This window comes from Pseudomonas sp. F(2018), from assembly GCF_005508865.1.
Lineage (GTDB): Bacteria > Pseudomonadota > Gammaproteobacteria > Pseudomonadales > Pseudomonadaceae > Aquipseudomonas.
The window spans coordinates 1-24,789 of the sequence record NZ_SCOM01000007.1 but is presented as its reverse complement, the minus strand read 5'-3'; the positions used below and the strand labels follow the sequence as shown (position 1 = coordinate 24,789).

The 24,789-nt window shown below is 67.5% G+C and carries 23 protein-coding genes; 8 read left to right on the top strand and 15 right to left on the bottom strand.

All coding sequences use genetic code 11. The features are described 5' to 3' along the window. Positions 1 to 33: 33 nt before the first annotated feature. Positions 34 to 2,646: a leucine--tRNA ligase gene (leuS, locus tag FFS62_RS22170; RefSeq protein WP_137975035.1), complete on the bottom strand. Its 2,613-nt coding sequence runs from the start codon at positions 2,644 to 2,646 to the stop codon at positions 34 to 36. Between the two features lie 192 nt (positions 2,647 to 2,838). Here leuS and FFS62_RS22165 point away from each other — a divergent pair, with 192 nt between their 5' ends. Continuing rightward, a complete protein-coding gene (locus FFS62_RS22165) occupies positions 2,839 to 3,288 on the top strand; it encodes a hypothetical protein (RefSeq protein WP_137975034.1) in 450 nt (149 codons plus the stop codon). 24 nt (positions 3,289 to 3,312) lie between these two features. Continuing rightward, positions 3,313 to 4,080, top strand: a complete 768-nt coding sequence (locus tag FFS62_RS22160; RefSeq protein ID WP_137975033.1) for a YdcF family protein — start codon at positions 3,313 to 3,315, stop codon at positions 4,078 to 4,080. 105 nt (positions 4,081 to 4,185) lie between these two features. Here the strand turns inward: FFS62_RS22160 and lnt are convergent, their stop codons facing one another. From lnt to miaB, 5 genes are all read right to left on the bottom strand, one after another. After that, positions 4,186 to 5,724, bottom strand: coding sequence for an apolipoprotein N-acyltransferase (lnt, locus tag FFS62_RS22155; RefSeq protein ID WP_137975032.1), 1,539 nt, complete (start codon positions 5,722 to 5,724; stop codon positions 4,186 to 4,188). A 238-nt stretch (positions 5,725 to 5,962) separates the two neighbouring features. Then, complete coding sequence (locus FFS62_RS22150; RefSeq protein ID WP_137975031.1) at positions 5,963 to 6,799, bottom strand: HlyC/CorC family transporter; 837 nt, start codon at positions 6,797 to 6,799, stop codon at positions 5,963 to 5,965. Between the two features lie 27 nt (positions 6,800 to 6,826). After that, complete coding sequence (gene ybeY, locus FFS62_RS22145; RefSeq protein WP_137975030.1) at positions 6,827 to 7,285, bottom strand: rRNA maturation RNase YbeY; 459 nt, start codon at positions 7,283 to 7,285, stop codon at positions 6,827 to 6,829. Then, positions 7,278 to 8,279, bottom strand: a complete 1,002-nt coding sequence (locus tag FFS62_RS22140) for a PhoH family protein (RefSeq protein ID WP_137975029.1) — start codon at positions 8,277 to 8,279, stop codon at positions 7,278 to 7,280. The genes ybeY and FFS62_RS22140 overlap by 8 nt, the downstream gene beginning before the upstream one ends. Before the next feature lie 96 nt (positions 8,280 to 8,375). Next, entirely contained in the window at positions 8,376 to 9,704 is a 1,329-nt protein-coding gene (gene miaB / locus FFS62_RS22135) for a tRNA (N6-isopentenyl adenosine(37)-C2)-methylthiotransferase MiaB (protein ID WP_137975028.1), read from the bottom strand. Between the two features lie 130 nt (positions 9,705 to 9,834). Between miaB and FFS62_RS22130 the strand changes: the two genes are divergently transcribed. Continuing rightward, positions 9,835 to 10,158 carry a DUF1820 family protein gene (locus FFS62_RS22130; RefSeq protein WP_137975027.1) on the top strand — a complete coding sequence of 108 codons (324 nt, stop codon included), beginning with the start codon at positions 9,835 to 9,837 and terminating at the stop codon, positions 10,156 to 10,158. 10 nt (positions 10,159 to 10,168) lie between these two features. Here FFS62_RS22130 and FFS62_RS22125 read toward each other — a convergent pair whose 3' ends face one another. The 5 genes from FFS62_RS22125 to FFS62_RS22105 all read right to left on the bottom strand — a co-directional run bounded on the left by FFS62_RS22125 (position 10,169) and on the right by FFS62_RS22105 (position 14,234). Next, entirely contained in the window at positions 10,169 to 10,771 is a 603-nt protein-coding gene (locus FFS62_RS22125; protein WP_137975026.1) for a tetratricopeptide repeat protein, read from the bottom strand. 91 nt (positions 10,772 to 10,862) lie between these two features. Beyond that, the gene (locus FFS62_RS22120) at positions 10,863 to 11,492 is read right to left on the bottom strand and encodes a hypothetical protein (RefSeq protein ID WP_137975025.1); all 630 of its coding nucleotides are present in this window, start codon (positions 11,490 to 11,492) and stop codon (positions 10,863 to 10,865) included. Continuing rightward, complete coding sequence (hemL, locus tag FFS62_RS22115; protein WP_137975024.1) at positions 11,492 to 12,775, bottom strand: glutamate-1-semialdehyde 2,1-aminomutase; 1,284 nt, start codon at positions 12,773 to 12,775, stop codon at positions 11,492 to 11,494. The genes FFS62_RS22120 and hemL overlap by 1 nt, the downstream gene beginning before the upstream one ends. A 15-nt stretch (positions 12,776 to 12,790) precedes the next feature. After that, entirely contained in the window at positions 12,791 to 13,426 is a 636-nt protein-coding gene (gene thiE / locus FFS62_RS22110) for a thiamine phosphate synthase (protein WP_137975023.1), read from the bottom strand. A gap of 10 nt (positions 13,427 to 13,436) precedes the next feature. Beyond that, positions 13,437 to 14,234 (bottom strand): hydroxymethylpyrimidine/phosphomethylpyrimidine kinase, encoded by a 798-nt coding sequence (locus FFS62_RS22105; protein WP_137975022.1) that lies wholly within the window; start codon positions 14,232 to 14,234, stop codon positions 13,437 to 13,439. Positions 14,235 to 14,420: 186 nt separating this feature from the next. Between FFS62_RS22105 and FFS62_RS22100 the strand changes: the two genes are divergently transcribed. From FFS62_RS22100 to FFS62_RS22085, 4 genes are all read left to right on the top strand, one after another. Next, complete coding sequence (locus FFS62_RS22100; protein ID WP_137975021.1) at positions 14,421 to 16,808, top strand: hybrid sensor histidine kinase/response regulator; 2,388 nt, start codon at positions 14,421 to 14,423, stop codon at positions 16,806 to 16,808. Positions 16,809 to 16,915: 107 nt separating this feature from the next. Next, positions 16,916 to 17,551 (top strand): TetR/AcrR family transcriptional regulator, encoded by a 636-nt coding sequence (locus FFS62_RS22095; protein WP_137975020.1) that lies wholly within the window; start codon positions 16,916 to 16,918, stop codon positions 17,549 to 17,551. 1 nt (position 17,552) lies between these two features. Then, on the top strand, positions 17,553 to 19,202 hold the full coding sequence (locus FFS62_RS22090) for an acyl-CoA dehydrogenase family protein (protein WP_137975019.1): 1,650 nt from the start codon (positions 17,553 to 17,555) through the stop codon (positions 19,200 to 19,202). A gap of 56 nt (positions 19,203 to 19,258) precedes the next feature. Then, positions 19,259 to 19,690, top strand: coding sequence for a PaaI family thioesterase (locus tag FFS62_RS22085; protein ID WP_137975018.1), 432 nt, complete (start codon positions 19,259 to 19,261; stop codon positions 19,688 to 19,690). Position 19,691: 1 nt separating this feature from the next. On the opposite strand, the gene FFS62_RS22080 is transcribed toward FFS62_RS22085, so the two are convergent. Further along, complete coding sequence (locus tag FFS62_RS22080) at positions 19,692 to 20,357, bottom strand: YoaK family protein (protein ID WP_137975017.1); 666 nt, start codon at positions 20,355 to 20,357, stop codon at positions 19,692 to 19,694. Between the two features lie 213 nt (positions 20,358 to 20,570). Continuing rightward, on the bottom strand, positions 20,571 to 21,287 hold the full coding sequence (locus tag FFS62_RS22075; protein WP_137975016.1) for a hypothetical protein: 717 nt from the start codon (positions 21,285 to 21,287) through the stop codon (positions 20,571 to 20,573). Positions 21,288 to 21,441: 154 nt separating this feature from the next. On the opposite strand from FFS62_RS22075, the gene amn reads away from it, so the two are divergent. Next, positions 21,442 to 22,908: an AMP nucleosidase gene (amn, locus tag FFS62_RS22070; RefSeq protein ID WP_137975129.1), complete on the top strand. Its 1,467-nt coding sequence runs from the start codon at positions 21,442 to 21,444 to the stop codon at positions 22,906 to 22,908. Between the two features lie 230 nt (positions 22,909 to 23,138). Here the strand turns inward: amn and FFS62_RS22065 are convergent, their stop codons facing one another. Together FFS62_RS22065 and FFS62_RS22060 are read right to left on the bottom strand one after the other, a co-directional pair. Continuing rightward, complete coding sequence (locus tag FFS62_RS22065; protein WP_137975015.1) at positions 23,139 to 23,618, bottom strand: GNAT family N-acetyltransferase; 480 nt, start codon at positions 23,616 to 23,618, stop codon at positions 23,139 to 23,141. Then, a complete protein-coding gene (locus FFS62_RS22060; RefSeq protein ID WP_137975014.1) occupies positions 23,615 to 24,640 on the bottom strand; it encodes an NAD(P)-dependent alcohol dehydrogenase in 1,026 nt (341 codons plus the stop codon). Before FFS62_RS22060 ends, FFS62_RS22065 begins: the two co-directional genes overlap by 4 nt. Positions 24,641 to 24,789: the final 149 nt, after the last annotated feature.

Genomic DNA, 24,789 nt, shown 5'->3' with positions numbered 1-24,789 from the left:
ATGGCGCCGAGCTTAATCAGTTGGCGAGCGTTTTCAATTGGCCACGATGTTGACCAGCTTGCCCGGCACCACGATGACCTTGCGAATGGTCACGCCCTCGGTGAAGCGCAGCACGTTCTCGTTGGCGCGGGCGGCGGCTTCGACCTCTTCGCGGCTGGCGCTGGCCGGCACTTCGATCTGGCCGCGCAGCTTGCCGTTGACCTGGATCACCAGGGTCAGGCTGTCCTGCACCAGGGCCGCTTCGTCGACCTGCGGCCACTGGGCGTCGATGATCGAACCGCTCTTGCCCAGCTGCTGCCACAGTTCATGGCAGATGTGCGGGGTGATCGGTGCCAGCAGCAGGGCCACGGCCTCCAGGCCTTCCTGCAGCAGGGCGCGGTCCTGGGCGCTGGCGCTCGCGGCTTTCTCCAGCACGTTCATCAGGGTCATCACCTGGGCGATGGCGGTGTTGAACTTGTGGTGCAGGCCGACATCGTTGCTGGCCTGCTTGATGGCCAGGTGGATGGCGCGGCGCACGGCTTTCTGCTCGTCGTTCAGGCTGTTCTTGTCGAGCTCGCCCGGCAGGCCGGCGCTGACATGGCTGTGGGCCAGGCGCCAGACGCGGCGCAGGAAGCGGTTGGCGCCTTCGATGCCGGCGTCGGACCACTCGCAGCTCATGTCGGGCGGCGAGGCGAACATCATGAACAGGCGGCAGGTGTCGGCGCCGTAGGCATCGATCATGGCCTGCGGGTCCACGCCGTTGTTCTTCGACTTGGACATCTTTTCGGTGCCGCCGATTTCTACCGGCAGGCCGTCGGACTTCAGCTTGGCGCCGATGACCTTGGCCTTGGCGTCACGCTCGACTTCCACGTCGGCCGGGTTGAACCAGTCCTTGCCGCCATTTTCCAGGGTGCGGTAGTAGGTCTCGGCGACCACCATGCCCTGGGTCAGCAGGTTCTTGAACGGCTCGTTCGAGCTGACCAAGCCTTCGTCGCGCATCAGCTTGTGGAAGAAGCGCGCGTACAGCAGGTGCAGGATGGCGTGCTCGATGCCGCCGATGTACTGGTCGACCGGCAGCCAGTGGTTGGCCGCGGCCGGGTCGACCATGCCGCCGGTGTATTGCGGCGAGGCGTAGCGGGCGTAGTACCAGGACGACTCGACGAAGGTGTCCATGGTGTCGGTTTCGCGCTTGGCCGCGCTGCCGCATTTCGGGCAGGTGCAGCTGTAGAACTCGGGCATCTTGGCCAGCGGCGAGCCGGCGCCATCCGGCACCACGTCTTCCGGCAGCACCACCGGCAGCTGGTCGTCCGGTACCGGTACGTCGCCACAGCTGGCGCAGTGGATGATCGGGATCGGGCAGCCCCAGTAGCGCTGGCGGCTGATGCCCCAGTCGCGCAGGCGGAACTGGGTTTTGCGCGCGCCGTGGGCGCTGGCTTCCAGGTCGCCGACGATGGCGTCGAAGGCCTCGGTGAAGCCCTTGCCGTCGTACTTGCCGGAATTGATGGTGACCAGGCCTTCCTTGTCACCGTACCAGGCCTGCCATTGGGCGGCGTCGTAGGCCTTGTCCGCGCCGGCGTAGACCTGCTTGATCGGCAGGCCGTACTTGTTGGCGAACTCGAAGTCGCGCTCGTCATGGGCCGGCACGGCCATTACCGCACCTTCGCCGTAGCCCCACAGCACGTAGTTGGCGACGAACACCGGCAGCTTGTCGCCGGTCAGCGGGTGGAGGACGAACTGGCCGGTGGCCACGCCCTTCTTCTCCATGGTCGCCATATCGGCCTCGGCCACGGAGCCGGCCTTGCACTCGGCGATAAAGGCGGCGATGGCCGGATTGCTCTCGGCGGCGCGCTGGGCCAGCGGGTGCTCGGCGGCCACGGCCACGTAGGTGGCGCCCATCAGAGTGTCGGGGCGGGTCGAATAGACCTTGAGCTGGCCGTCGATGCCGATGCTGGCGACGTCGTAGTCGAACACGATGTCGGCGCCGAAGCTCTTGCCGATCCAGTTGCGCTGCATGGTCTTGACCTGTTCCGGCCAGCCCGTCAGCTCGTCCAGGCTACTCAGCAGCTCATCCGCGTAGGCGGTGATCTTGAAGTAGTACATGGGGATCTCGCGCTTCTCGATTAGCGCGCCGGAACGCCAGCCGCGGCCGTCGATGACCTGCTCGTTGGCCAGTACGGTCTGGTCCACCGGGTCCCAGTTGACGGTGCCGTTCTTGCGGTAGATCACGCCCTTCTCGAACAGCTTGGTGAACAGCCACTGCTCCCAGCGGTAGTAGTCCGGCTTGCAGGTGGTGACTTCGCGGGTCCAGTCCACCGCCAGACCCAGGCTCTGCAGCTGGCTCTTCATGTAGGCGATGTTTTCGTAGGTCCACTTGGCGGGCGCCACCTGGTTCTTCATCGCGGCGTTTTCCGCCGGCATGCCGAAGGCGTCCCAGCCCATCGGTTGCAGCACGTTCTTGCCCTGCATGCGCTGGTAGCGGGCGATCACGTCACCGATGGTGTAGTTGCGCACGTGGCCCATGTGCAGCTTGCCGCTCGGGTAGGGGAACATCGACAGGCAATAGAAGGTTTCCTTGCCCGGCTGTTCACTCACGACAAAGGATTTCTGCGCGTCCCAGTGGGACTGCGCGGCGGCTTCGATTTCACGGGGCGAATACTGTTCGTGCATGGGCTTTCGGCGCTGAAAATGAGGGCTTTCGAGAAACGCCGTAGCATACATGACCCCCCTCGATTCAGGGAAACCCTGATTGCGCGCCTCGCCCGGCCGCTCCGCCGTTTGTCGCGGCGTGCGGCCTCGGCTGCGGCCGGCGCTAAGCTTTGCAGAGAGAGGCGCGAGGTTGGTGCCCGGTCGAGGTGATGGATGGCTGAGTTGCGGCGTGCGGAGGTGGGGGGCGGGCTCTATGAGCGGCTGCTACAGCGCCTGGCGCTGGCCCTGGAGGAAGCGGATACCGCGACCCGCCTGCACGAGGCGCCACCGGATGAACTGGAGCTGCGCGGCCTGACCCCGGCGGAGCTGGAGCTGATCCGCGCCTATCTCGATCGCGATCTCAACTGGCTGCGCGGCTGGCATGCCGCCGCCGAAGAGCTGGCGCTGATCGAGCAGCAACCGGCGAGCGTCAGCAAGCCGGCCGGCAAGCTGCCGGGACGGGTGGCGAGCAAGTCTCTGCCGCGCGGCAAACCGGTGATCAAGAAACGCCAGCAACTCTGCTGCGCCCTGTGCGGTGCCGCCGCCCAGATGCAGCGCGGCGAGGGTGTGCTGCCGTGCAACTCCTGCGGTTCCAAGCTGTTCCGGGCGGGGCAACCCCGCTAGTCTTCGCGGGCACTGGAGGTGCCCATGGAACTGCGCTTTATCCTCAAACAACTGATCCTTCCCCCTGGCGGCCTGATGCTGCTGATCCTGCTGGCCTGGCTGCTATGGGCCTGGGCGGGGCGGCCGCGGCTGGCGGCGTTGTGTCTGCTGTTCGGCCTGGGCGGGTTGTGGCTACTGAGCCTGCCGGTGGTGATGGAGTGGTCGGCGCGCCTGCTCGAGCGCGAGCCCGCGTTGGCCGAGGCGCAGTGGGCCGGGCTGGCGCAGCGCGCCGAGGCGATCGTGGTGCTGGGTTCCGGGCGCGAGGAGGCCGATCCGGCCTGGGGCAGCGACCAGCCTAGTGGCACGGCCATAGAGCGTCTGCGCTACGCGGCGCGGCTGCATCGGGCCTCCGGCTTGCCGGTGCTGATCAGCGGCGGCCTGCACTACGGCCAGCTGCCCAGCGAGGCGGCGATGATGGCCGAGGTGCTGCAGCGCGACTTCGCCGTGCCGACCCGCTGGCAGGAGGAGCGCAGCCGCACCACCTGGGAGAACGCCCAGTTCAGTGCCGAGTTGCTCAAGGCTCAGGGCGTGAGTCGAGTGGTGCTGGTGACCCAGGCGGCGCACATGCCGCGCTCGCGCTGGTGCTTCGAGCGCGCCGGGCTGGAAGTGGTAACGGCGCCGTTGGGTTTCCTCGGTGTGCCCAACGAGCGCCCGCTGGGTGGCTGGCTGCCGGAGGGCAAGGCGCTGTGGCAGAACACTCGGTTGCTCAACGAGGCGATGGGGCTGGCGGTCTATCCGCTGCTGTATCGCTGAGGCGCAGTGGGTGGATTGTCGCTGCGCTCCGCATCCACCCTACGAAACGGCGGGCTTGCCAGTAGGGTGTACGCCCCCTCGGGCGTACACCGTGGGCCAATGGGTTCAGGCAGTCTGCATGGCGATACCGCGGCTCGCGCGGCGACGACTGACGAACGCCCAGCCCAGCAGCAGGCTGCACAGTACGGCTAGCGGCCAGCCGCGCCAGATCAGATAGGGCGTGAGGCCCTGCATCGGCTGCACGTCGCCATAAAGAACGGCCTGCTGGAACTGCGGGATCTGCGTGGTGATGCGGCCCTGTGGGTCGATCAGCGCGGTGACGCCGTTGTTGGTGGCGCGGATCATCCAGCGTCCGGCCTCCAGGGCGCGCATCTGTGCCATCTGCAGGTGCTGCAGCGGGCCGATGGAGGTGCCGAACCAGGTGTCGTTGCTCACCGTCAGCAGCAGGTCGCTCTGCGCGGCCAGGCCGGCGGCGAACTCCGGATACACCACTTCGTAACAGATGAACGGCGCGATCTTCAGGCCCTTGGCCTGCAGTGGACCCTGGTCGGACGGGCCGCGGGCGAAGTCGGACATGGGCAGGTCGAAGAAGGCGATCAGCCCGCGCAGCACTTCCTGCAGCGGCACGTATTCGCCGAACGGCACCAGTTTCTGCTTGAGGTAGGTGCCTTCGCCCCAGCCGGTCACGGTGATCGCGTTGTAGTAGCGCTTCTCGCCATGCTCGTTGCTCTGGCGCACCGGCACGCCGGTGATCAGGGCGGCATCACGGTCGACGGCGACCCGGCCCATCACCTTCAGGTAGCCCTCGGCGAATTCCTTGAGCACCGGTACGGCGGTTTCCGGCCAGACGATCAGGTCGGCCGGTCGGCTGGCCAGGGTCATGTCGCGGTACAGCGCCAGCTGGGCGTCGAGCTGGGCCGGGTCCCACTTCATGTTCTGCTGCACATTGCCCTGGATCGCCGCGACCTTCAGCGGCTCACCCTTGCTGGCGGTCCAGGCATGGTCCTGCAGCGCCAGACCGGCGATCCAGGGGGCCAGCAGCAGAGCCAGGCCGGCGGCCAGGCGCGGCTTGTCGGTCAGCAGGCGCGGCAGGTTGACCAGCAGCGCGGCGCTCAGGGCCAGGGTCAGCGACAGCAGCCACATGCCACCGACCGGCGCCAGACCGGCCAGCGGGCCGTGCAGCTGGCTGTAGCCGGAGAACAGCCAGGGGAAGCCGGTGAGGAACCAGCCGCGGAAGGCTTCTTGGGCCAGCCACAGGGCGGCGAAGGCCAGGGTGTCGGCCAGCGGCGCATCGTTGCGCCGCAGCCAGCGCGCCCAGAGCCAGGCGGGCAGGGCGAAGAACAGGGCGACGCCGGCGCAGAAGCCGAAGGTGAGGAAACCGGCCAGGGCCGGTGAGGCGGCACCGTAGTCGTGGATGCTGACGTAGATCCAGCTGGTGCCGGCGAGGAACAGGCCGAGGCCGTAGCACCAACCGCGCAGCAGGGCCTGGCGCGGATTCAGCTCGCGCAGGCCGAGGTAGAAGATGGCGATGGCCAGCAGGGCCAGCGGCCAGATATCGAAGGGGGCCAGGGCCAGGGTGGTGCAGGCGCCGCCGGCGATGGCCAGCAGATTGCCCGGCCAGCCGGGTTGGGTGATCCAGCGCATCGTGCGTCCTTGATCGGGAATTCTGGCGGGCAAGGGTACTGGAAGCTGGGGAGGGTAGAAACTCCCAATCCCTCTGGGAGAGGGCTGGGGTGAGGGGCCATGTGCGGCGTGGAGTTGCCTGGAAGACCCTCACCCCCTACGCGGGCCGCCCCTGCCCCTCTCCCGGGAGGAGAGGGGAGGTATGGTTCCGTGTTGCTCATCCGCACAACAACGCGGCAGGCCTACCAGTTCTGCGGGTTCAGCGCTCCAGCGGCGTCAGGCGCAGCAGGTGCACGCGGCGGCTGTCGGCGTTGAGCACGCGGAAGCGGTACTCGCCGATCTCGGTCACTTCGTTGCGCTTGGGCAGGTGGCCGAAAGCGTTCATCACCAGGCCGCCGACGGTGTCGAATTCGCTGTCGGGGAACTCGGTGTCGAAGGTCTGGTTGAAGTTGTCGATCGGGGTCAGTGCCTTGATCAGGAAGTCGCCGGACGGCAGCGGCTTGATGTAGCTGTCCTCCTCGACGTCATGTTCGTCCTCGATGTCGCCGACGATCTGCTCCAGCACGTCCTCGATGGTCACCAGGCCGGCGACGCCGCCGTACTCGTCGATGACCACGGCCATATGGTTGTGGTTGGCGCGAAACTCGCGCAGCAACACGTTGAGGCGCTTGGATTCGGGCACGAAGGTGGCCGGGCGCAGCAGGTCCCGGATGTTGAACGGTTTGTCGCCGTTGATGATCAGCGGCAGCAGGTCCTTGGCCAGAAGGATGCCGATGACTTCGTCGACGCTCTCGCCGATCACCGGGTAGCGCGAGTGGGCGGAGTCGATGATCGCCGGGAGGAACTCGGCCGGGCTCTGGCTGGCCTTGATGCTGATCATCTGCGAGCGCGGCACCATGATGTCGCGCACCTGCAGGTCGGCGACCTGGATGGCGCCCTCGACTATGGTCAGGGCTTCGCTGTCGAGTAGCTTGTTCTGGTGCGCTTCGCGCAGGACTTCCAGCAGTTCCTGGCGGTTTCTCGGCTCATGAGCAAAAGCCTGGGTCAGCTTGTTGAACCAGGACTTCTGCTCGTTGCTCGATCGGTCTTCGCTCATGGTGTTTCTCGGGGCCTTCTATGGCAGTTATTCGTCGGCTGCGTATGGATCGGGGTGGCCCAGTTCGGCCAGCAATTCCCGTTCCAGTGCTTCCATTTCCTCGGCTTCCTCATCTTCGAGATGATCGTAGCCGAGCAGATGCAGGCAGCCGTGGATGACCAGGTGCGCCCAGTGCGCCTCCGGCGTCTTGCCCTGTTCACGGGCTTCGCGCTCGACCACCGGCACACAGATCACCAGATCGCCGAGCAGCGGTATATCCAGAAATTCGTCCGGCACATCGGCCGGGAAGGACAGCACGTTGGTGGCGTAGTCCTTGTGCCGCCAGGTGTGGTTCAGCTCGCGGCCTTCGGCCTCGTCGACCAGGCGGATGGTCATCTCCGAGTCGGCCGTGCGCTGGCGCAGGGCCAGTTCGCACCAGCGGCGCAGCTGCGCCTCGCTGGGCAGGTCGGTGGCGCTGGAGGCGTTCTGCAGGTCCAGTTCAAGCATCGCTGTGGCCTTTGCCTTCGTCCCTGCGCTCGCCCTGCTCCTCGAAGCGCTCGTAGGCCTCGACGATGCGCTGCACCAGCGGGTGGCGCACCACGTCCTTGGGCTTGAAGTGAGTGAAGCTGATGCCCGGTACGTCCTTCAGCACGTTCATCACGTGGGCCAGGCCGGACTTGGTGCCGCGCGGCAGGTCGACCTGGGTGACGTCGCCGGTGATCACGGCGGTGGAGCCGAAACCGATACGGGTGAGGAACATCTTCATCTGCTCAAGGGTGGTGTTCTGACTCTCGTCGAGGATGATGAAGCTGTTGTTAAGGGTGCGACCGCGCATGTAGGCCAGCGGGGCGATCTCGATCACCTGTTTCTCGATCAGCTTGGCCACGTTGTCGAAGCCGAGCATCTCGTACAGCGCGTCATAGAGCGGGCGCAGATAGGGGTCGATCTTCTGGGCGAGGTCGCCGGGGAGGAAGCCGAGCTTCTCGCCGGCCTCGACCGCCGGGCGCACCAGAAGGATGCGTCGCACCTGCTCGCGCTCCAGGGCGTCCACTGCGCAGGCCACGGCCAGGTAGGTCTTGCCGGTACCGGCCGGGCCGATGCCGAAGTTGATGTCGTTGTCGAGAATGGCCTTGACGTAGCGCTGCTGGTTGGCGCCGCGCGGCTTGATCGCACCCTTCTTGGTGCGCAGGGTCACGCCGGCGTCGGCCTTGCCGCTGTCCAGCGCTTCCAGGCCGGACTCCTGCAGGTACAGGTGGACCATCTCCGGCGACAATTCGGCGCTCTTGGTCTCGCGGTACAGGCGGCGCAGCAGGTTCTCGGCGGACTGGGTGTGCTTGGCTTGGCCGACCAGCTCGAACTGGTTGCCGCGGTTGCGGATCTCGATGGCCAGGCGTTGTTCGATCAGGCGCAGGTGCTCGTCGAATTGCCCGCAGAGGTTGGCGAAGCGGCGTGCTTCGTAGGGTTCGAGGGTGAAGCGATGCGGTTCTATGGAGGCGTTCAATGGGGTCCGGTTGCCGTTGTGCGGCGGAGTGATGGTCGAAGGATAACCCCAGGCGCCCGAGGGTGAAAGTTCGAGCGCCCGGCAATGGGCTAGGCGTTAGTCGATAAGGGTGCCGCGCAGGGAGTTGGGCAGTGCCTCGTAGATTTCCACGTCGACGAACTGGCCGATCAGGCTCGGGTTGTCGCAGCGGAAGTTGACCACGCGGTTGTTCTCGGTGCGGCCCTGCAGTTGGCCCGGGTCGCGCTTGGCGTAGTCGGTGACGAGGATGCGCTGGACGGTGCCGACCATCCGTCGGCTGATCTCGAAGCCCTGCTGGCTGAGGCGGCCGTTGAGAATCTGCAGGCGCTGCTTCTTCACCTCGTCCGGGGTGTCGTCGACCAGGTCCGCCGCCGGGGTGCCCGGGCGCGAGCTGTAGATGAAGGAGAAAGAGAAGTCGAAGCCGACGTCCTCGATCAGCTTCATGGTCTGCTCGAAGTCCTTCTCGGTCTCACCGGGGAAGCCGACGATGAAGTCCGAGCTGATGCAGATGTCCGGCACCGCCGCCTTCAGCTTGCGGATGCGCGACTTGTACTCCAGCGCCGTGTGGTTGCGCTTCATTGCCGCCAGCACGCGGTCCGAGCCGGACTGCACCGGCAGGTGGAGGAACTTCACCAGCTGCGGGATATCGGCGTGGGCCTGGATGATGGCGTCGGAGAACTCCAGCGGGTGGCTGGTGGTGTAGCGGATGCGTTCGATGCCGTCGATGGTCGCCACCGCGTAGAGCAGGTCGGCGAAATCGGCCACGTCGCCGTCCGGGGTCGCACCGCGGAAGCCGTTGACGTTCTGCCCGAGCAGGGTGACTTCCTTGACGCCTTTCTCGGCCAGCTGGGTGATCTCCAGCAGCACGTCGCCGAGCGGGCGGCTGACTTCCTCGCCGCGGGTGTAGGGCACCACGCAGAAGGTGCAGTACTTGCTGCAGCCTTCCATCACCGAGACGAAGGCGCTGGGGCCGTCGACACGCGGCTCGGGCAGGCGGTCGAACTTCTCGATCTCGGGGAAGCTGATGTCGATCTGCGCCTTCTTGGTCGTGCGGGCGGCGTCGATCATCTCCGGCAGGCGGTGCAGGGTCTGCGGGCCGAACACCACGTCGACATAGGGCGCGCGCTCGCGGATGGCGGCGCCTTCCTGGCTGGCCACACAGCCGCCGACGCCGATCACCAGATTGGGGTTCTGCTGCTTCAGGGCGCGCCAGCCGCCCAGCTTGGAAAACACCTTTTCCTGGGCTTTTTCGCGAATCGAGCAGGTATTGAGCAGGATCACGTCGGCTTCCGCCGGATTCTCCGTGACTTCAAGGGCCTGGTGTTCACCCAGCAGGTCGACCATGCGCGAGCTGTCGTACTCGTTCATCTGGCAACCGTGGGTCTCGATATAAAGCTTCTTGGCCATCTGCGTGCGTCGGGTATTCGGATAGGACCGCGCATTATAGGGGGCGACCTGCGGCGTTCCTAGCGTTGCCTGTCCGGGCGCTGGTAAGATTCGCGCCCCCGATTTCCAGCCGTCCTCTATCCTCCTTCCTATGAGCAAGCGCGAACCCATCTACAAGGTGATTTTCCTCAACCAGGGCCAGGTGTACGAGATGTACGCCAAGCAGATCTACCAGAGCGATCTGTGGGGCTTCCTGGAAGTGGAGGAGTTTGTCTTCGGCGAGCGCACCCAGGTGGTGGTCGACCCCAGCGAGGAAAAGCTCAAGGCGCAGTTCGAAGGCGTGGTGCGCAGCTTCGTGCCCATGCATTCCATCGTGCGCATCGACGAGGTGGAGCGTCTGGGTACGCCGAAGATCAGCGAGGCTCGGGGCGGCGGCAACGTGATGCCGTTCCCCATGCCGATGCCGGAGAAATAGGCGAGCTGTCTTAAGGGGCGAAGGCCGGCGCCTGCGGGCCGATGCTGGTGCCCGGTGCGCTGGGGGCGGGGCTGAAGCCGGACGGCGCGCCGCTGTCGATGTGCTGCAGCTCCAGCAGGTAGCTGCGGAATATCTGCCCCAGCACCTGGCTGGCGGCCTGCAACTCTTCCCGCTGCATGCGCTCGGCCACCTGGTCGGCGCTGTCCATCGCTTCGTCCGAGCCATTCACCGCCGCCATTTTCAGCACGATGTAGGCCTGCACGTTGTTGGCCGGGACGCCTTCGCCATGGAAGAACATGTTGCCCAGGCGCAGCTGGGCCTGGGCGTTGCCCTGCAGCGAGGATTGCTCGAACCAGTGCAGGGCCTGGGGCAGGTCGCGCGGGGTGCGCTGACCGTCGTAGAAGAATTCGCCGAGTTCGAACTGCGCCTGGGTGTCGCCCTGCTTGGCCATTTCCTGGCAGGCGGCGAGGGCCTGGGGCAGTTCTTCGGGGGAGGCGTTCAGCGAGCAGCGCCCGATGGCGGGCACCAGCAGGGAGTTGTCGCCCGCGCTGGCCAGCAGCGGAGCAACGAGCGACAGGCAGCCCAGGATAAGGGTGCGGCCGGTGCGATTCATGGAAATCCAAGCGCCTCGCGAAACAGACGGGCCTCATGCCCGGCCGGCGAAACGCGCCGGCCATCACATTATGTGATAAGCCGGGGCGTCCTTACAAAGTCTTTACCGGGATTTCCTCTCGAGCCGGCATGCGCAGCGTCAGCAGCAGCCAGGCCAGCAGCGGGTAAGCGAGGGTCAGCAGGGCGTGATACAGGTCGACGCGGCGTAGCGGCCCGATAAAGCCTTCGGTGCCGACGGCCAGGCCGGCCACCAGGAACAGTGCAACAACTCCGATCGCCATCAGCCCCGGTTGACGCTGGGGCCACTCGCTCAGGCCGGCGTAGAGGATCAGCAGTAAGGTCACTAGATTGAGTCCTAACCGATAGGGCTGGCCCAGCTTCAAATGCTCCGCACCGATCAACAATGCCACCAGTCCTACCACCCAGACGGTCCAGATGCCTGGGCTCCAGGTTCGGTTTCGGCTAAGGCTCAGTGCTGCCAATCCCAGCAGTGGCAGTCCGAGCAGGCCGCTGAGTTGGCTGAATGCACGATGAATCTCTACCCAGTCTGGTGCCAGACCGTAACGCACCGTGCCGCAGAATGCGGCGACGGCAGGCAGACCAAAACCGAACAGTAAGGCGCGGCGCACCGGTAGGCCGGCAAAGGTCGGGCGCAGCCACAGCATACTGGCCAGGCACGCCAGCGCCAGGACTCCATCGCTGAGCGCGGTGCTGTATTGCATCACTTGAGCCTGGCGAAGGCGCGCTCGGCGGCGGCGAAGGTGATTTCCAGTTCTTTGTCGCCGTGGGCGATGGAGGTGAAGCCGGCCTCGAAGGCGCTCGGGGCCAGGTACACGCCGCCTTCCAGCATCAGGTGGAAGAACTTGTTGAAGCGCGCCGCGTCGCTGGCCATCACATCACTGAAGGTGACGATATCGTCGGCGCCGCTAAAATACAGGCCGAACATGGCGCCGGCCTGGGTGGTGACGAAGGGGATGCCGGCGGCATCCGCGCGCTCCTGCAGGCCGGCCAGCATGCGGCTGGTGAACTCGCTGAGCTCGGCGTGGAAGCCCGGGCGGCTGATCAGCTTGAGGGTGGTCAGGCCGGCGGCCATGGCCAGCGGGTTACCCGACAGGGTGCCGGCCTGGTAGACCGGGCCGAGCGGGGCGATGCACTCCATGATCGCGCGCTTGCCGCCGAAGCAGCCGACCGGCATGCCGCCGCCGACGATCTTGCCGAAGGTCGACAGGTCCGGCACCACGCCGTAGTGGGCCTGGGCGCCGCCGAGGGCGACGCGGAAACCGGTCATCACCTCGTCGAAGATCAGCACCACGCCGTGCTTGTCGCACTGCTCGCGCAGGCCTTCGAGGAAGCCCGGCGCCGGCGGCACGCAGTTCATGTTGCCGGCCACCGGCTCGACGATGATGCAGGCGACGGTCGAACCGACCTCGGCCAGGGTCTTCTCGACGGCGGCCAGGTCGTTGAAGGGCAGGGTCAGGGTGTGCTTGGCGAAGTCCGCCGGTACGCCGGCCGAGCTCGGTACGCCCTGGGTCAGCAGGCCGGAGCCGGCCTTCACCAGCAGGCTGTCGGAGTGGCCGTGGTAGCAGCCCTCGAACTTGATGATCGCGTCGCGGCCGGTATAACCACGGGCCAGGCGGATGGCGCTCATGGTCGCCTCGGTGCCGGAGCTGACCATGCGCGCCAGCTCCATGGACGGCACGATGGAGCAGACCAGATCGGCCATCTCCACTTCCAGCGCGGTCGGCGCGCCGTAGGACAGGCCGTGTTCCAGCTGCTTGCGCACCGCGTCCAGCACCTGCGGGTGGGCGTGGCCGAGGATCATCGGGCCCCAGGAGCCGACATAGTCGACGTAGCGTTTGTCGTCTTCGTCGACCACATAGGCGCCTTCGGCATGCTTGAAGAACAGCGGCGTGCCGCCGACGCTGCGGAAGGCGCGTACCGGCGAGTTGACGCCGCCTGGGATGTGTTTCTGGGCGTTGGCGAACAGGGCTTCGGAACGGGACATGGCGGTCTCTCTAAATCAGGAGTTGGCGAACAGCGCGCTGAAGGCGCGGGCGCGAGCCTCCACCTCGGTGGCGGAGGGCGCGGAGAACAGGGCGTGGATCACCGCCAGCAGGTCGGCGCCACGGGCAATCAGCTCGGCGCCGTTGTCCAGGCTGACGCCGCCGATGGCGGTGATCGGCAGGCTGAAGCGGGCGCGGGCCTGCTCCAGCAGCTCGGGCGTGGCGCTCGGCGCGCCGGGCTTGGTCTGCGAAGTGAAGAAGCGGCCAAAGGCGATGTAGCTGGCGCCTTCGCTGGCAGCCTGCTCGGCCAGCTGAAGGCTGGCGTGACAGGTGCCGCCGATGATCGCCTGGCGCCCCAGCAGGGCGCGCGCGGCGGACAGCGAGCCATCGCCCTGGCCCAGGTGCAGGCCTACACCCAACCTGGCCGCCAGTTCGGCGTCGTCGTTGATGATCAGGCTAGCGCCATAGCGCGCGCAGAGTTCGGCCAGTTGCGAGGCCTCGCGCAGGCGGCGGGCCTGGTCGTCGGACTTGTCGCGGTACTGCAGCAGGCGCGCGCCGCCTTTAAGAGCGGCTTCGACATAAGGCAGCAACTTGCCGTCAGCCAGCAGCTGACTGTCGGTGATGGCATACAGGCCGCTCAGCTTGGCAGTCACGAGCGGCCCGTCACAGGGAGAAGTCCAGCGGCAGGCGGCGCGGCACGAACTGGCCGCGGCCGGGCTGTTCGGCGTCGCGCAGGGTGCGCCAAGTGTAGTCCAGCGCCGAGCGCACGGCGCTGACCACTTCCTCGCCCAAGGCCAGGCGGCCGGCCAGGGTGCTGGCCAGGGTGCAACCGGAGCCGTGGTAGCTGCCCGGCAGGCGCGCGCAGGTGAAGGTGTGGCGATCGCCGCCGCGCACGTAGAGGCGGTTGTGCACTTCGGCCTCGTCGCCGTGGCCGCCGGTGATCAGCAGGTTCTGGCAGAAGGGCGAGAGCTTCTCGGCGCATTCGTCCGGCGTGCCGTCGGGCAGTTCGGCGAGGATGCGCGCTTCCGGCAGGTTCGGCGTGGCGGCTGCGGCGATCGGCAGCAGACGCTCGCGCATGGCGTAACCGACATCGTCCTTGCCCAGCGAGCCGCCACCGCCGGCGCGCAGCACCGGGTCGCAGACCAGGGGCACGCCGGGGAGCAGCTGCATGATCTCGACCACGGTGTCGACCATCTCCACCGAGCCGAGCATGCCCAGCTTGACGGCGGCCACCGGCAGGTCGGCGATGATGGCGTGGGCCTGGGCCAGCACCCAGTCGCGGTCGAGTACGCGGAAGTCGCTGACGTTGACCGTGTCCTGCACGGTCAGCGCGGTGACCGCCGGAGCGGCGTGGCAACCCTGGGCGAGCAGGGCTTCGATGTCCGCCTGCAGGCCGGCACCACCAGATGGATCGTGGCCGGACAGGCAGAGGACGACGGGGCGGGAGTTGTGTCTGTTCATGGCCGGCGAGCTTACCACCTGGCGGCGGGAGGCCCAATCGCCGGGGCGTGACATCTTGTCCGGGGCGGCGGTTTTTTACCCGCCTGTGATAGAGTTTTGCCCCATATAAATCACAAGGACTCTGTGCGCCGTCCGCAACGGGGAGAGGGCTCCGGGATGGCTGCGCACGAGTTCATGCGGGGCTGCATGCGTTACTGGGTTTTACTTCTCCTGTTGGGCTGGTCCTGGCTGGCGCAGGCCGTCGAGTTCGACGAGCACGCCCGCTACCTGACGCTCGGCTCGAAGATGCAGGTATTCGAGGACGTACGCGGCGACGCCAGCATCGAGCAGGTCAGCTCCGCCGCGCTGGACGCCAGCTTCCGCGACAACGGCAAGGCGGTGCTCAACGCCGGCTACTCGCGCTCGGTGTTCTGGCTGCGGGTCGACCTGCTGTACAACCCTGTGCAGTCCAGCAAGCCGAAGAACTGGCTGCTGGAGCTGGCCTACCCGCCGCTCGACCACCTAGAACTGTACCTGCCCGATGGCGAGGGCGGCTATCGCCTGGCCGCCCGCACCGGCGACTCGCTGCCGTTCTCCTCCCGGCAGATCAAGCAGAACAACTACCTGTTCAACCTCGAACTGACGCCGGGCCAGCCCAAGCGCGTCTACCTGCGCGCGCAGAGCCAGGGCTCGATGCAGATGCCGCTGGGCCTGTGGGCGCCGGACGCCTTCATCGAGGCGCAGCCGGCGCGCATCTACACCTTCGGCCTGATCTACGGCGTGCTGTTGGTGATGCTGATCTACAACCTGTTCATCTTCCTCGCCGTCCGCGACACCAGCTATCTCTACTACATCCTCTATATCGCCTCGTTCGGCCTGTACCAGGTCTCGGTCAACGGCGCCGGCATCCAGTACTTCTGGCCGGACGATCCCTGGTGGGCCAACGCCTCCACGCCGTTCCTGATCGGCTCGGCGGCGCTGTTCGGCTGCCAGTTCGCCCGCAGTTTCCTGCACACCGCGGACCACAGCCCCTGGGTCGATCGCCTGCTGCGCCTGCTGATGGCGGTGGGCGGGCTGGTGATGGTGCTGGCGCTGACCACCAGCTACGCCAGCGCCCTGCGCCTGGCCACCCTGCTGGCCCTGGCCTTCACCGTGGTGATCTTCAGCGCCGGCGTGCTGGCCTGGCTGCGCGGCATGCGCGTGGCGCGCTACTTCATCATCGCCTGGTCGGCCTTCCTCGCCGGCGGGGTGATCAACACCCTGATGGTGCTGGGCTATCTGCCCTATACCTTCTTCACCATGTACGCCAGCCAGTTCGGCTCGGCGCTGGAGGTGGGCCTGCTGTCCCTGGCCCTGGCCGACCGCATCAACGCGATGAAGGAAGAGCGTGCGCGTATCCTTCAGGAGGCCGGCCGCGAGCTGGAGGTGCTCAACCGCGAGCTGGCCGACAGCAACCGCCTGAAGGACGAGTTCCTCGCCACCGTCACCCACGAGCTGCGCACGCCGATGAACGGGGTGATCGGCTCCCTGGAGCTGATGCAGACGGTCAAGCTGGACGTCGAGCTGGAGCAGTACCAGCGCACCGCCGCCAGCTCGGCGCGCGACATGATGCGCATGGTCAACGACATCCTCGCCCTCACCGAACTGCAGGCCGGCAAGCTCTACCCGCGGCGCGAGCCGTTCAGCCTGCGTGGCCTGGTCGACGGCCTGCGTGCCCAGTACGGCGGCAAGGCGGCGGAGAAGGGCCTGCAGTTCGCCGTCGAGCTGGAAGACAGCCTGCCCGATACCCTGGAGGGCGACGCCGCCAAGCTGGCCCAGGCCCTGGGCTACCTGCTGGACAACGCGGTGAAGTTCACCCACCAGGGCCAAGTCACCCTGCGCATCGGCGCCGCCGGGCCGCTGGCCGGCAGCATGCCGCTGCGCCTGGAGGTGCTGGATACCGGCATCGGCTTCATCGCCCCGCAGGACGGCAACCTTTACCAGCGCTTCCATCAGCTGGACGGCTCCATGACCCGCCAGTACGGCGGCCTGGGCATCGGCCTGGCGATCTGTCGGCAACTGGTGGAGCTGCTCGGCGGCAGCCTGCAGCACCAGTCGCAACCCGGTCGTGGCAGCACTTTCGCCATCACCCTGCAGCTCGATCTGCCGGCCCAGCGCCAGGACGTCGTGCCGGTCCCGCGCCGGGTCGGCGGCCAGCCACAGCGCCGCGCGGAGCAATGCACCGTGCTGATCGTCGAGGACAACGCGATCAACCAACTGGTGACTCGCGGCATGCTGCTTAAGCTCGGCTATCGGGTGCGCACCGCCGACAACGGCGTGGAGGCCCTGGAAGTGCTGCGCAGCGAGCCGATCGACGCGGTGCTGCTCGACTGCCAGATGCCGATGATGGACGGCTTCGCCACCTGCCGCGCGCTGCGCAACCTGCCCGGTTGCGCCGAGACCCCGGTGCTGGCGATCACCGCCCACAGCCACAGCGGCGACCGCGAGCGCTGCCTGGCCGCCGGCATGAGCGACTACATGGCCAAGCCGGTGAAGTTCCTCGAACTGCAGGCCCTGCTGCACGACTGGGTGCTGTGCCGCGCGCCGAGCGCCTGACCCTGCTTCGCTGACGACGATAGGGCTGTAATTTGGCCGAATCGTCGTTTTCCTCAAGAAGTGAATCGTGATTCACTGATCTGAATTCGTGAACATGGATTCAGCTCATGGTCTATCGCACCACCGCCGCCCGTATCGACCGCGCCCAGGAACTGCGCGAACGCATCCTCGCCTGCGCCCACGACCGGGTCGCCGAGGGCGGTTTCGCCAGCCTGACCATGCAGGCCCTGGCCGAGGATGTGGGCATCGCCACCGGCAGCCTCTATCGCCATTTCAGCGGCAAGGGCGAACTGGCCGCGGAAGTGTTCAGCGATGCCTGCCGCATCGAGGTGGACGCCCTGGCCGAGATCCTGCGCGGCCCCGGTAGCGCCACTCGGCGCCTGGCCGCCGGCCTGGAGCAGTTCGCCGCCCGCGCCTGGCACAGCCGACAGCTGGCCTTCGCCCTGATCGCCGAGCCGGTGGAACCGGAAGTGGACGAGCAGCGCCTGCTGTTCCGCGAGGCCTACGCCGAGCTGTTCGTCGACCTGCTCGAAGAGGGCGTGCGCAGCGGCGAGTTCCGCGTGGCGCAGGTCAACCTGGTGGCCGCCTGCCTGGTCGGCGCCATCGCCGAGGCCCTGGTCGGCCCGCTCTCGCCACCGGCCCGTGCGGCCCGCGACGCCGGCCTGCCGGCGGCGGACCTGGCCACCGTCAGCCAAACCCTGGTCACCTTCTGCCTGCGCGCCGTCGGCGCCTCGGAGTCCTGAAATGTCCCTGCACGAATTCGCCGAAACCCACGAGGTGTTCAACCAAGTGCCATCGCTGGATGGCGCCAACCTGTACCGCGTCGACTTGCCGTTGCAGGAGTGGACGCGGCGCTTCGGCGGCGGCTGGGCCGAGGATCGCCTGGATACCTACGGCGCCCTGGCCGGCGGTCCGCTGATGCAGGCCGGCTTCCTGGCCAACGAGAACAAACCGGTGTTCAAGAGCCATGACCGCTACGGCAACCGCGTCGACCTGGTGGAATTCCACCCGGCCTACCACGAGCTGATGCGCACGGCGGTCGAGCACGGCATCCCGTCGCTGCCCTGGACCGACCCGCGCGATGGCGCCCAGGTGGCCCGCGCCGCGCTCAACTACCTGCACAACCAGCCGGAGGCGGGTAACGCCTGCCCGCTGACCATGACCTACGCCGCCGTGCCGGCGCTCAAGCTGCAACCGGAGCTGGCCGAGATCTGGCTGCCGAAGATCCTCGCCACCGAGTACGACCCGCGCAACGTCGGCATCGAACACAAGGCCGGCGCCACCATCGGCATGGCGATGACCGAGAAGCAGGGCGGTACGGATGTGCGCGCCAACACCACCAAGGCCCACCCGGTCGGTATCCCCGGCCCGGGTCAGGCCTACGAGCTGGTCGGCCACAAGTGGTTCTGCTCGGCGCCGATGTGCGACGCCTTCCTCACCCTGGCCTACACCGACAAGGGCCTGTCCTGCTTCCTGCTGCCGCGCCACCGCCCGGACGGCACGCGCAACCAGTTCTACATCCAGCGCCTGAAGAACAAGCTGGGCAACTGGGCCAACGCCTCCAGCGAAGTGGAGTTCCGTGGCGCCCTGGCCTGGATGATCGGCGAGGAGGGCCGTGGCGTGCCGACCATCATCGAGATGGTCTCGCTGACCCGCTTCGACTGCATGATCGGCTCCAGCAGCCTGATGCGTCAGGCTCTGACCCAGGCCGCTCACCACTGTGCGCACCGCAAGGTCGGCGGCCGGGTGCTGGCCGAGCAGCCGCTGATGCAGAACGTGCTGGCCGATCTGGCCCTGGAGAGCGAGGCGGCCCTGGCCCTGACCATGCGCATGGGCAAGGCCCTGGACAACCCGCACGACGAGCAGGAAGACAAGTTCGCCCGCCTGGTCACCGCCATCGGCAAGTACTGGATCTGCAAACGCGCCCCCGCGATGATCAACGAGGCCCAGGAATGCATGGGCGGCGCCGGCTACGTCGAGGAAACCATCCTCCCAAGGCTGTACCGCGAGGCGCCGGTCAACTCGATCTGGGAAGGCTCGGGCAACGTGCAGTGCCTGGACGTGCTGCGCGCCCTGTCCAAGGAGGCCGGCGTGCTCGACGCACTGTTCGCCGAGCTGGGCGACGGCCACGGCGATGCGCGCCTGAAGGCGCATATCCAGCGGCTGCAGGCGGATTTCCGCGACACCGCCGACATCCAGTACCGCGCTCGCCAGCTGACCGAGGACGTGGCCGTGGCCCTGCAGGCCAAGCTGCTGCTGGAAGCCGGCAATGCCACCGTCTCCGACGCCTTTATCGCCAGCCGCCTGGGTGGCCATGGCCGCGTCTACGGCACTCTGCCGCGTGGCGCCGATGCCGAGGCGCTGGTCGCGCGCAGCACGCCACACTTGGTCTGACCGTGCATTGCCCCGCGGCCAGCCGGCCGCGGGCGTCCCTTGAAAAGGAATCCTCCATGCAGGCCCATCCGCGCTACCGCGAGCTGGTCGAACAGGGCTTCGCCGCCGCCAACTTTATCCAGGACCTGGGTATCCGCCTGCTCGACTGTGGCCCGGGCTGGGTCGAGGCCGAGCTGGACATCCTGCCGCGCCACCTGCAGCAGAACGGCTTTATCCACGCCGGGGTGCAGACCACCCTGGCCGACCACGCCGCCGGTGGCGCGGCCGCCACCGTGCTGGTGGACGGCAGCACCGTGCTGACCCTGGAGTTCAAGGTCAACCTGCTGCGCCCGGCGCGCAGCGAACGCCTGCTGTGCCGCGCCGAAGTGCTCAAGGCCGGGCGCCAGGCCACGGTGGTCGAGGCCGAGGTGTTCGGCTACGAGAAGGGTGAGCGGCGCCTGTACAGCAAGGCCAGCGTGACCATGGCCGTGGTCGATTTGCCCGCCTGATTCAGCGGGCCTGCTGGCGCCGCCAGTAGATCAGATAGATCAGCGCCAGCAGTGCGGCCAGCGCCGCCGGGCCGAGCAGGGCGCGGTAGTGCCAGCCGGCATAACCGAGGGCGCCGAGCACGCCACCGCCGATGAAGCCGGCGATCAGGATCAGGTACAGCAGGATGCGTCGGCGGTCCGCCGGCTGCCCGCGCAGCTTGAGGCCGAGCATGATGCCGAGGTCGGTGAACAACCCGGTGACGTGGGTGGTGCGCACCACTGCGCCGCTGTAGGTGCTGGTCATGGCGTTCTGCAGGCCGCAGGCGGCCGAGGCCAGGTAGTGGCCGAGGTCGCTGCCGCGCTCCAGCATCAGCATCGCCAGCAGCAGGGCCAGGCTCTCGGCCAGCAGGGCGACGCTGTAGCGGCGGCCGAGCTTGAGCGACTGGTTGCCGATCACGCAGCCACTGATGGCGGCGCCGAGCACGAAACTGAGCAGGATCAGCAGCAGGTGCAGGGCTTCGCCCGGCGCGCCCTGGGCCAGCTCTACGCCGAGCAGGCTGGAGCTGCCGGACAGGTGCGACACACCCTGGTGGTTGAAGCCGAGCAGGGCGATGGCATTGACGCTGCCGGCAATCAGGGCCAGGCAGAAGCCGCCGATTTCCACCCAGCGTGGTAGCTGATTGATCATGCTGCGACGTCCCCCCGGCCGTCATCCCAGTTATGCCCTAAATCACCGCAGGCTGGCCATTGGTCCTTGGCATGGAGGGTGGAGCGCAGGCCGTCGCGCCACGACCAGATGCCGGGCATGACGCGGTGTTCGCCCGGAGGCGCGTGAGCGGTCTGACGTCATCTCGCGGGGCGGCGGGTTCCATGCTGGCGGCGCAGTCGTTTGGGCGCGCGCCTAGCGGCGCTGCCAGATCATCTTGCCGGTGTTGCTCTCGGTCACCAGGTACGGCGTGCTGAAGTGATAGCGTGCCGCCGGCTGGTAGTCGGTGGCTCCTTTCAGCTGCACCAGCAGCAGGCCCTTGTCGCTGCGCCAGCGCCCGCTGTACTGCAGCTCGCCGGGGCGGTCGTAGCTCCACTCGCTGCCGCCGGCCACGCTGCGGCGCCACTGGTCGATGCTGCCGTCGGCGCGAATGCGCAGGGTGGTGACGGTGGTCATCGAGGCGAATTCCAGGCCCTCGCTGTTGGTCATCTGCTCGTAGATCCAGGTGCCGACCAGGGCGGCGTCCTGGTTCGGGTCGGGCGGCGCGGGCGCCGGTCCCACGCGCTGGAACATGGCCTCGCGCACCAGCGTCTCGCCGCTGCGCGGGTCACGTGCGGCCAGGCTGGTGGCGAGCATGCCGTTGGCATAGTTGCCGTTCATGTTGGCCAGCGCCTGGCCGGAAGTCGGGTCGCTGATCTGCGCCTGCAATGCCTGGCCGTCGAAGCTGCCGCTGAGCTTGAGGCGCAGGTGCGGTCCCTCCCGGTATTCGCCCTCGACCTGCTGGCCCTGGCTGCGCAGGACCAGTTCGGTGGGCTGGTTGTCGACGGTGGCCTGGTACAGGCCATCCAGCTCGGCGGCCAGGCTGTGGCCGGCTACGCAGATGAGCAGACAGCAGATCGACAGGGCGCGCACTGTGGCTCTCCTCGGGGTGGATGAGAAGAGCCTAGATGGTTCTCGGTGGCCTTGCCCTGCCGCCGGGCGTCGACCAAGCGAGGCTGGCGAGGCGACCGTCGCAAGGCGCAAGATAGGGCGGTGATCCCAGCCAGGAAGCTGACCCGTGACTGCCATGCCGCATACCGATTTCGTCGTCGCCGCCACCGCCGAGGAGGCCGTCGAGCGCCTCGCCGACCTGCATCGCCAGGCCACCGGCGGGCTGAGCCAGGCGCTGAGGAACTACCTCAAGGAGCGCAGCGTGCCGAGCCAGGCCGAGCGCGCGCTGTTCCGCTACCCGGAGCTGCGCCTGACCTACCTGTGCCAGGGCGAAGTGCCGAGCACCGTGCGCGCCTACGCCAAGGTCCAGGTGCCGGGCACCTACCGCGCCACCGTGACCCAGCCGGAGGCCTTCCGCGGCTACCTGCTGGACCAGCTGCGGCCGCTGATGGAGGACTTCTCGGTCACCGTCGAAGTGGGCTTCAGTCAGCAGAACATCCCCTATCCCTACGTGGTCGAGCAGGGCGACGAGCTGGCCGGCACCGGGGTCAGCGCCGCCGAACTGGCGCGGGTGTTCCCCAGCACCGACCTGTCCGCCGCCACCGACTCGGTGGCCGACGGCCTGTATGGCTGGGGCGACAGCAGCGACCTGCCGCTGGCGCTGTTCGACGCCGCGCGCACCGACTTCTCGCTCAAGCGCATCCACCACTACACCGGCAGCGACTGGCGCCATGTGCAGCCGTGGATCCTGCTGACCAACTACCACCGCTACGTCGACCAGTTCATCCGCCACGGCCTGGAACAGCTGCGCGACAACCCGCGCTTCCAGCGCATGGTGCTGCCGGGCAACGTGATCATCGAGCGCGGCACCTCCGAGGAGGATGCCCAGGCCGTGGCCGACGCGGTGGTCTGGCACCGCTACCAGATGCCGGCCTACCACCTGATCGCCAACGACGGCCACGGTATCACCCTGGTCAACATCGGCGTCGGCCCGTCCAACGCCAAGAACATCACCGACCACCTGGCCGTGCTGCGTCCGCACTGCTGGCTGATGATCGGCCACTGCGGCGGCCTGCGGCAGTCGCAGACCATCGGCGACTACGTGCTGGCCCACGCCTATATGCGTCGCGACGGCATCCTCGACCGGGTGCTGCCGCCGCATATCCCGATCCCGGCCCTGGCCGAGGTGCAGCAGGCCCTGCAGGAGGCGGCCGCGACCGTTACCGGGGAGAAGGGCGAGACCCTGAAGAAGCGTCTGCGCACCGGCACCGTGCTGACCTACGACGACCGCAACTGGGAGCTGCACTGGGCCCACGAACGGCCGCTGATCAACCTGGCCCGCGCGGTGGCGGTGGACATGGAGAGCGGCACCATCGCCGCCCAGGGTTATCGCCTGCGGGTGCCCTACGGCACCCTGCTGTGCGTGTCGGACAAACCGCTGCACAGCGAGATCAAGCTGCCCGGCTCGGCCACCGGCTTCTACCAGCGCGCGGTCAGCCAGCACCTGTCGATCGGCATCGCCGCCCTCGATCTGTTGCGCTGCCAGCTCGACTCGCTGCACTCGCGCAAGCTGCGCAGCTTCGACGAGCCGCCGTTCCGCTAGCAGCGTGGAGGCGCGGGTTGCACCCGCGTCAGTCGTAGCCCGGATGCAATCCGGGAGGCAGGCAACTCAGCCCCGGATTGCATCCGGGCTACAAAACTGATCGAGCTGGTTGAGCGCGCGGGTTCTACCCGCGCCGATGCGGTGATAAATGCATGGGAGCTTGCCCGCCCGGCTTGCTCTGGGCGCCATGGTGTACTGCCTGCAGCGAGTACACCCTACGAGGGTGCCGGTTAGACGCTTTCGCGCAGGCGCAGATGAAGCAGCGGGAAGGGCCGGTCGGCGCCGTCCAGGGGTGAGCGGCCGATCTGCTCGAAGCCCTGGCTGAGGTAGAAGGCCACGGCGCCGGGGTTCTGCTCGTTGACGTCGACCAGGCGCACGCCGTCGTGGTCGATGGCGTGGTGCAGCAGCGCCTTGCCGAAGCCGCGGCCATGGGCGGTCGGGTCGACGAAGAGCATTTCCAGGCGGTCCTCGGCGGTGCCGGCAAAGCCCTGCACGCGGCCCTGGTCGTCGCGCAGGCAGGTCAGGCGCACCAGATCGAAATATTGCTCGCCGAGCATGCGCCGGTAGAACTGGATGTCCTCCTCGGCGAGGAAGTGGTGGGTGGCGCGTACCGCCGCCTCCCACACTTCCAGCAGGCGCGGACGGTCGGTGCCGTCCACCGCGCCCAGGTGCCAGGCGGCGTTACGCCGCCAATGAAACAGGTCGGTCATTTGCTGGCGTCCAGCACCACCCGGTAGCGCGCCTTGCCGGCGCGCAGGTGGTCGAGCGCGGCGTTCACCTGGCTCATGGGGAAGTGCTCCACCTGCGGCAGGATCTGATGACGGGCACAGAATTCGAGCATGGTCGCCATGGTCTTCGGCGAGCCCACCGGCGAGCCGGACAGGCTCTTCTGCTGCGGAATCAGGCTGAACACGTGCACCGGGATGGCGCTCGGCACTATGCCGACGAAGTGCAGCCGGCCCTTGCCGCGCAGGGTGGCGAGCAGGGCGTTCCAGTCCAGATCGGCGCTGGCGGTGACCAGCAGGAAGTCGAGGGTGCCGGCGATGGCCTTCATCGCGGCGCTGTCGGTGGAGGCCACCACCTTGTGCGCGCCCAGGCGCTTGGCCTCGTCCTGCTTGCTCAGAGACGAGGTGAAGGCGGTGACGTCGCAACCCCAGGCGTTGAGGAAGCCCAGGGCCAGATGGCCGAGGCCGCCGATGCCGACCACGCCGACGCGGTCGGTGGGCTTCACATCGAAGTCCAGCAACGGCGAGAACACCGTGGAGCCGGCGCAGAACAGCGGGCCGACCAGCGCCGGGTCGAGACCTTCCGGCAGCGGCACGGCCCAGGCCCAGTGCGAGCGCAGGCGATCGGCGAAGCCGCCGTGGCTGCCGACGATGGTCGGCTTCACCGTGCGGCACAGCTGGTGCGAGCCCTCCATGCACGAGCCGCAGTGCATGCAGCTGCCCTTGTACCAGCCGATGCCCACGCGCTGGCCAAGCTTGAGGCCGCGCACTTGGTCGCCGACACGAACCACGGTGCCGACCACTTCATGGCCGGGGATAAAGGGGTAGCGGGCGTTGCCCCACTCGTTGTCGATCATCGACTGATCCGAGTGGCAGATGCCGCAGTACTCCACCGCCACTTCGACTTCCTCGGCGCCCAGCGGGCCCGGGTCGTAGCTGTGACGCTCCAGCGGCGCGCCCGGCGCGGTGGCGGCCCAGCCGGTGAAGGTGGCGAGTTCGTTGCTCATGGCGGCATCCTCTGCAGTCGATTCGATGGGAGCAGCTTAGCCCGACGAGCGGCCGATTGGACCATCATCAGCGATCCTGATGATGCTCGGTTACACTGCGCGCTCTGCAACCGCCCCGGAACCCGCATGCCGCGCCCGCCCCGTTCTCC

What these genes read in the sequence shown, in the direction of transcription:
- leuS (WP_137975035.1), bottom strand. Translation starts at nt 2,646, where the DNA reads ATGCACGAACAGTATTCGCCCCGTGAAATCGAAGCCGCCGCGCAGTCC.
- FFS62_RS22165 (WP_137975034.1), top strand. Translation starts at nt 2,839, where the DNA reads ATGGCTGAGTTGCGGCGTGCGGAGGTGGGGGGCGGGCTCTATGAGCGG.
- FFS62_RS22160 (WP_137975033.1), top strand. Translation starts at nt 3,313, where the DNA reads ATGGAACTGCGCTTTATCCTCAAACAACTGATCCTTCCCCCTGGCGGC.
- lnt (WP_137975032.1), bottom strand. Translation starts at nt 5,724, where the DNA reads ATGCGCTGGATCACCCAACCCGGCTGGCCGGGCAATCTGCTGGCCATC.
- FFS62_RS22150 (WP_137975031.1), bottom strand. Translation starts at nt 6,799, where the DNA reads ATGAGCGAAGACCGATCGAGCAACGAGCAGAAGTCCTGGTTCAACAAG.
- ybeY (WP_137975030.1), bottom strand. Translation starts at nt 7,285, where the DNA reads ATGCTTGAACTGGACCTGCAGAACGCCTCCAGCGCCACCGACCTGCCC.
- miaB (WP_137975028.1), bottom strand. Translation starts at nt 9,704, where the DNA reads ATGGCCAAGAAGCTTTATATCGAGACCCACGGTTGCCAGATGAACGAG.
- FFS62_RS22130 (WP_137975027.1), top strand. Translation starts at nt 9,835, where the DNA reads ATGAGCAAGCGCGAACCCATCTACAAGGTGATTTTCCTCAACCAGGGC.
- FFS62_RS22125 (WP_137975026.1), bottom strand. Translation starts at nt 10,771, where the DNA reads ATGAATCGCACCGGCCGCACCCTTATCCTGGGCTGCCTGTCGCTCGTT.
- FFS62_RS22120 (WP_137975025.1), bottom strand. Translation starts at nt 11,492, where the DNA reads ATGCAATACAGCACCGCGCTCAGCGATGGAGTCCTGGCGCTGGCGTGC.
- hemL (WP_137975024.1), bottom strand. Translation starts at nt 12,775, where the DNA reads ATGTCCCGTTCCGAAGCCCTGTTCGCCAACGCCCAGAAACACATCCCA.
- FFS62_RS22105 (WP_137975022.1), bottom strand. Translation starts at nt 14,234, where the DNA reads ATGAACAGACACAACTCCCGCCCCGTCGTCCTCTGCCTGTCCGGCCAC.
- FFS62_RS22100 (WP_137975021.1), top strand. Translation starts at nt 14,421, where the DNA reads ATGCGTTACTGGGTTTTACTTCTCCTGTTGGGCTGGTCCTGGCTGGCG.
- FFS62_RS22095 (WP_137975020.1), top strand. Translation starts at nt 16,916, where the DNA reads ATGGTCTATCGCACCACCGCCGCCCGTATCGACCGCGCCCAGGAACTG.
- FFS62_RS22090 (WP_137975019.1), top strand. Translation starts at nt 17,553, where the DNA reads ATGTCCCTGCACGAATTCGCCGAAACCCACGAGGTGTTCAACCAAGTG.
- FFS62_RS22085 (WP_137975018.1), top strand. Translation starts at nt 19,259, where the DNA reads ATGCAGGCCCATCCGCGCTACCGCGAGCTGGTCGAACAGGGCTTCGCC.
- FFS62_RS22080 (WP_137975017.1), bottom strand. Translation starts at nt 20,357, where the DNA reads ATGATCAATCAGCTACCACGCTGGGTGGAAATCGGCGGCTTCTGCCTG.
- amn (WP_137975129.1), top strand. Translation starts at nt 21,442, where the DNA reads ATGCCGCATACCGATTTCGTCGTCGCCGCCACCGCCGAGGAGGCCGTC.
- FFS62_RS22065 (WP_137975015.1), bottom strand. Translation starts at nt 23,618, where the DNA reads ATGACCGACCTGTTTCATTGGCGGCGTAACGCCGCCTGGCACCTGGGC.
- FFS62_RS22060 (WP_137975014.1), bottom strand. Translation starts at nt 24,640, where the DNA reads ATGAGCAACGAACTCGCCACCTTCACCGGCTGGGCCGCCACCGCGCCG.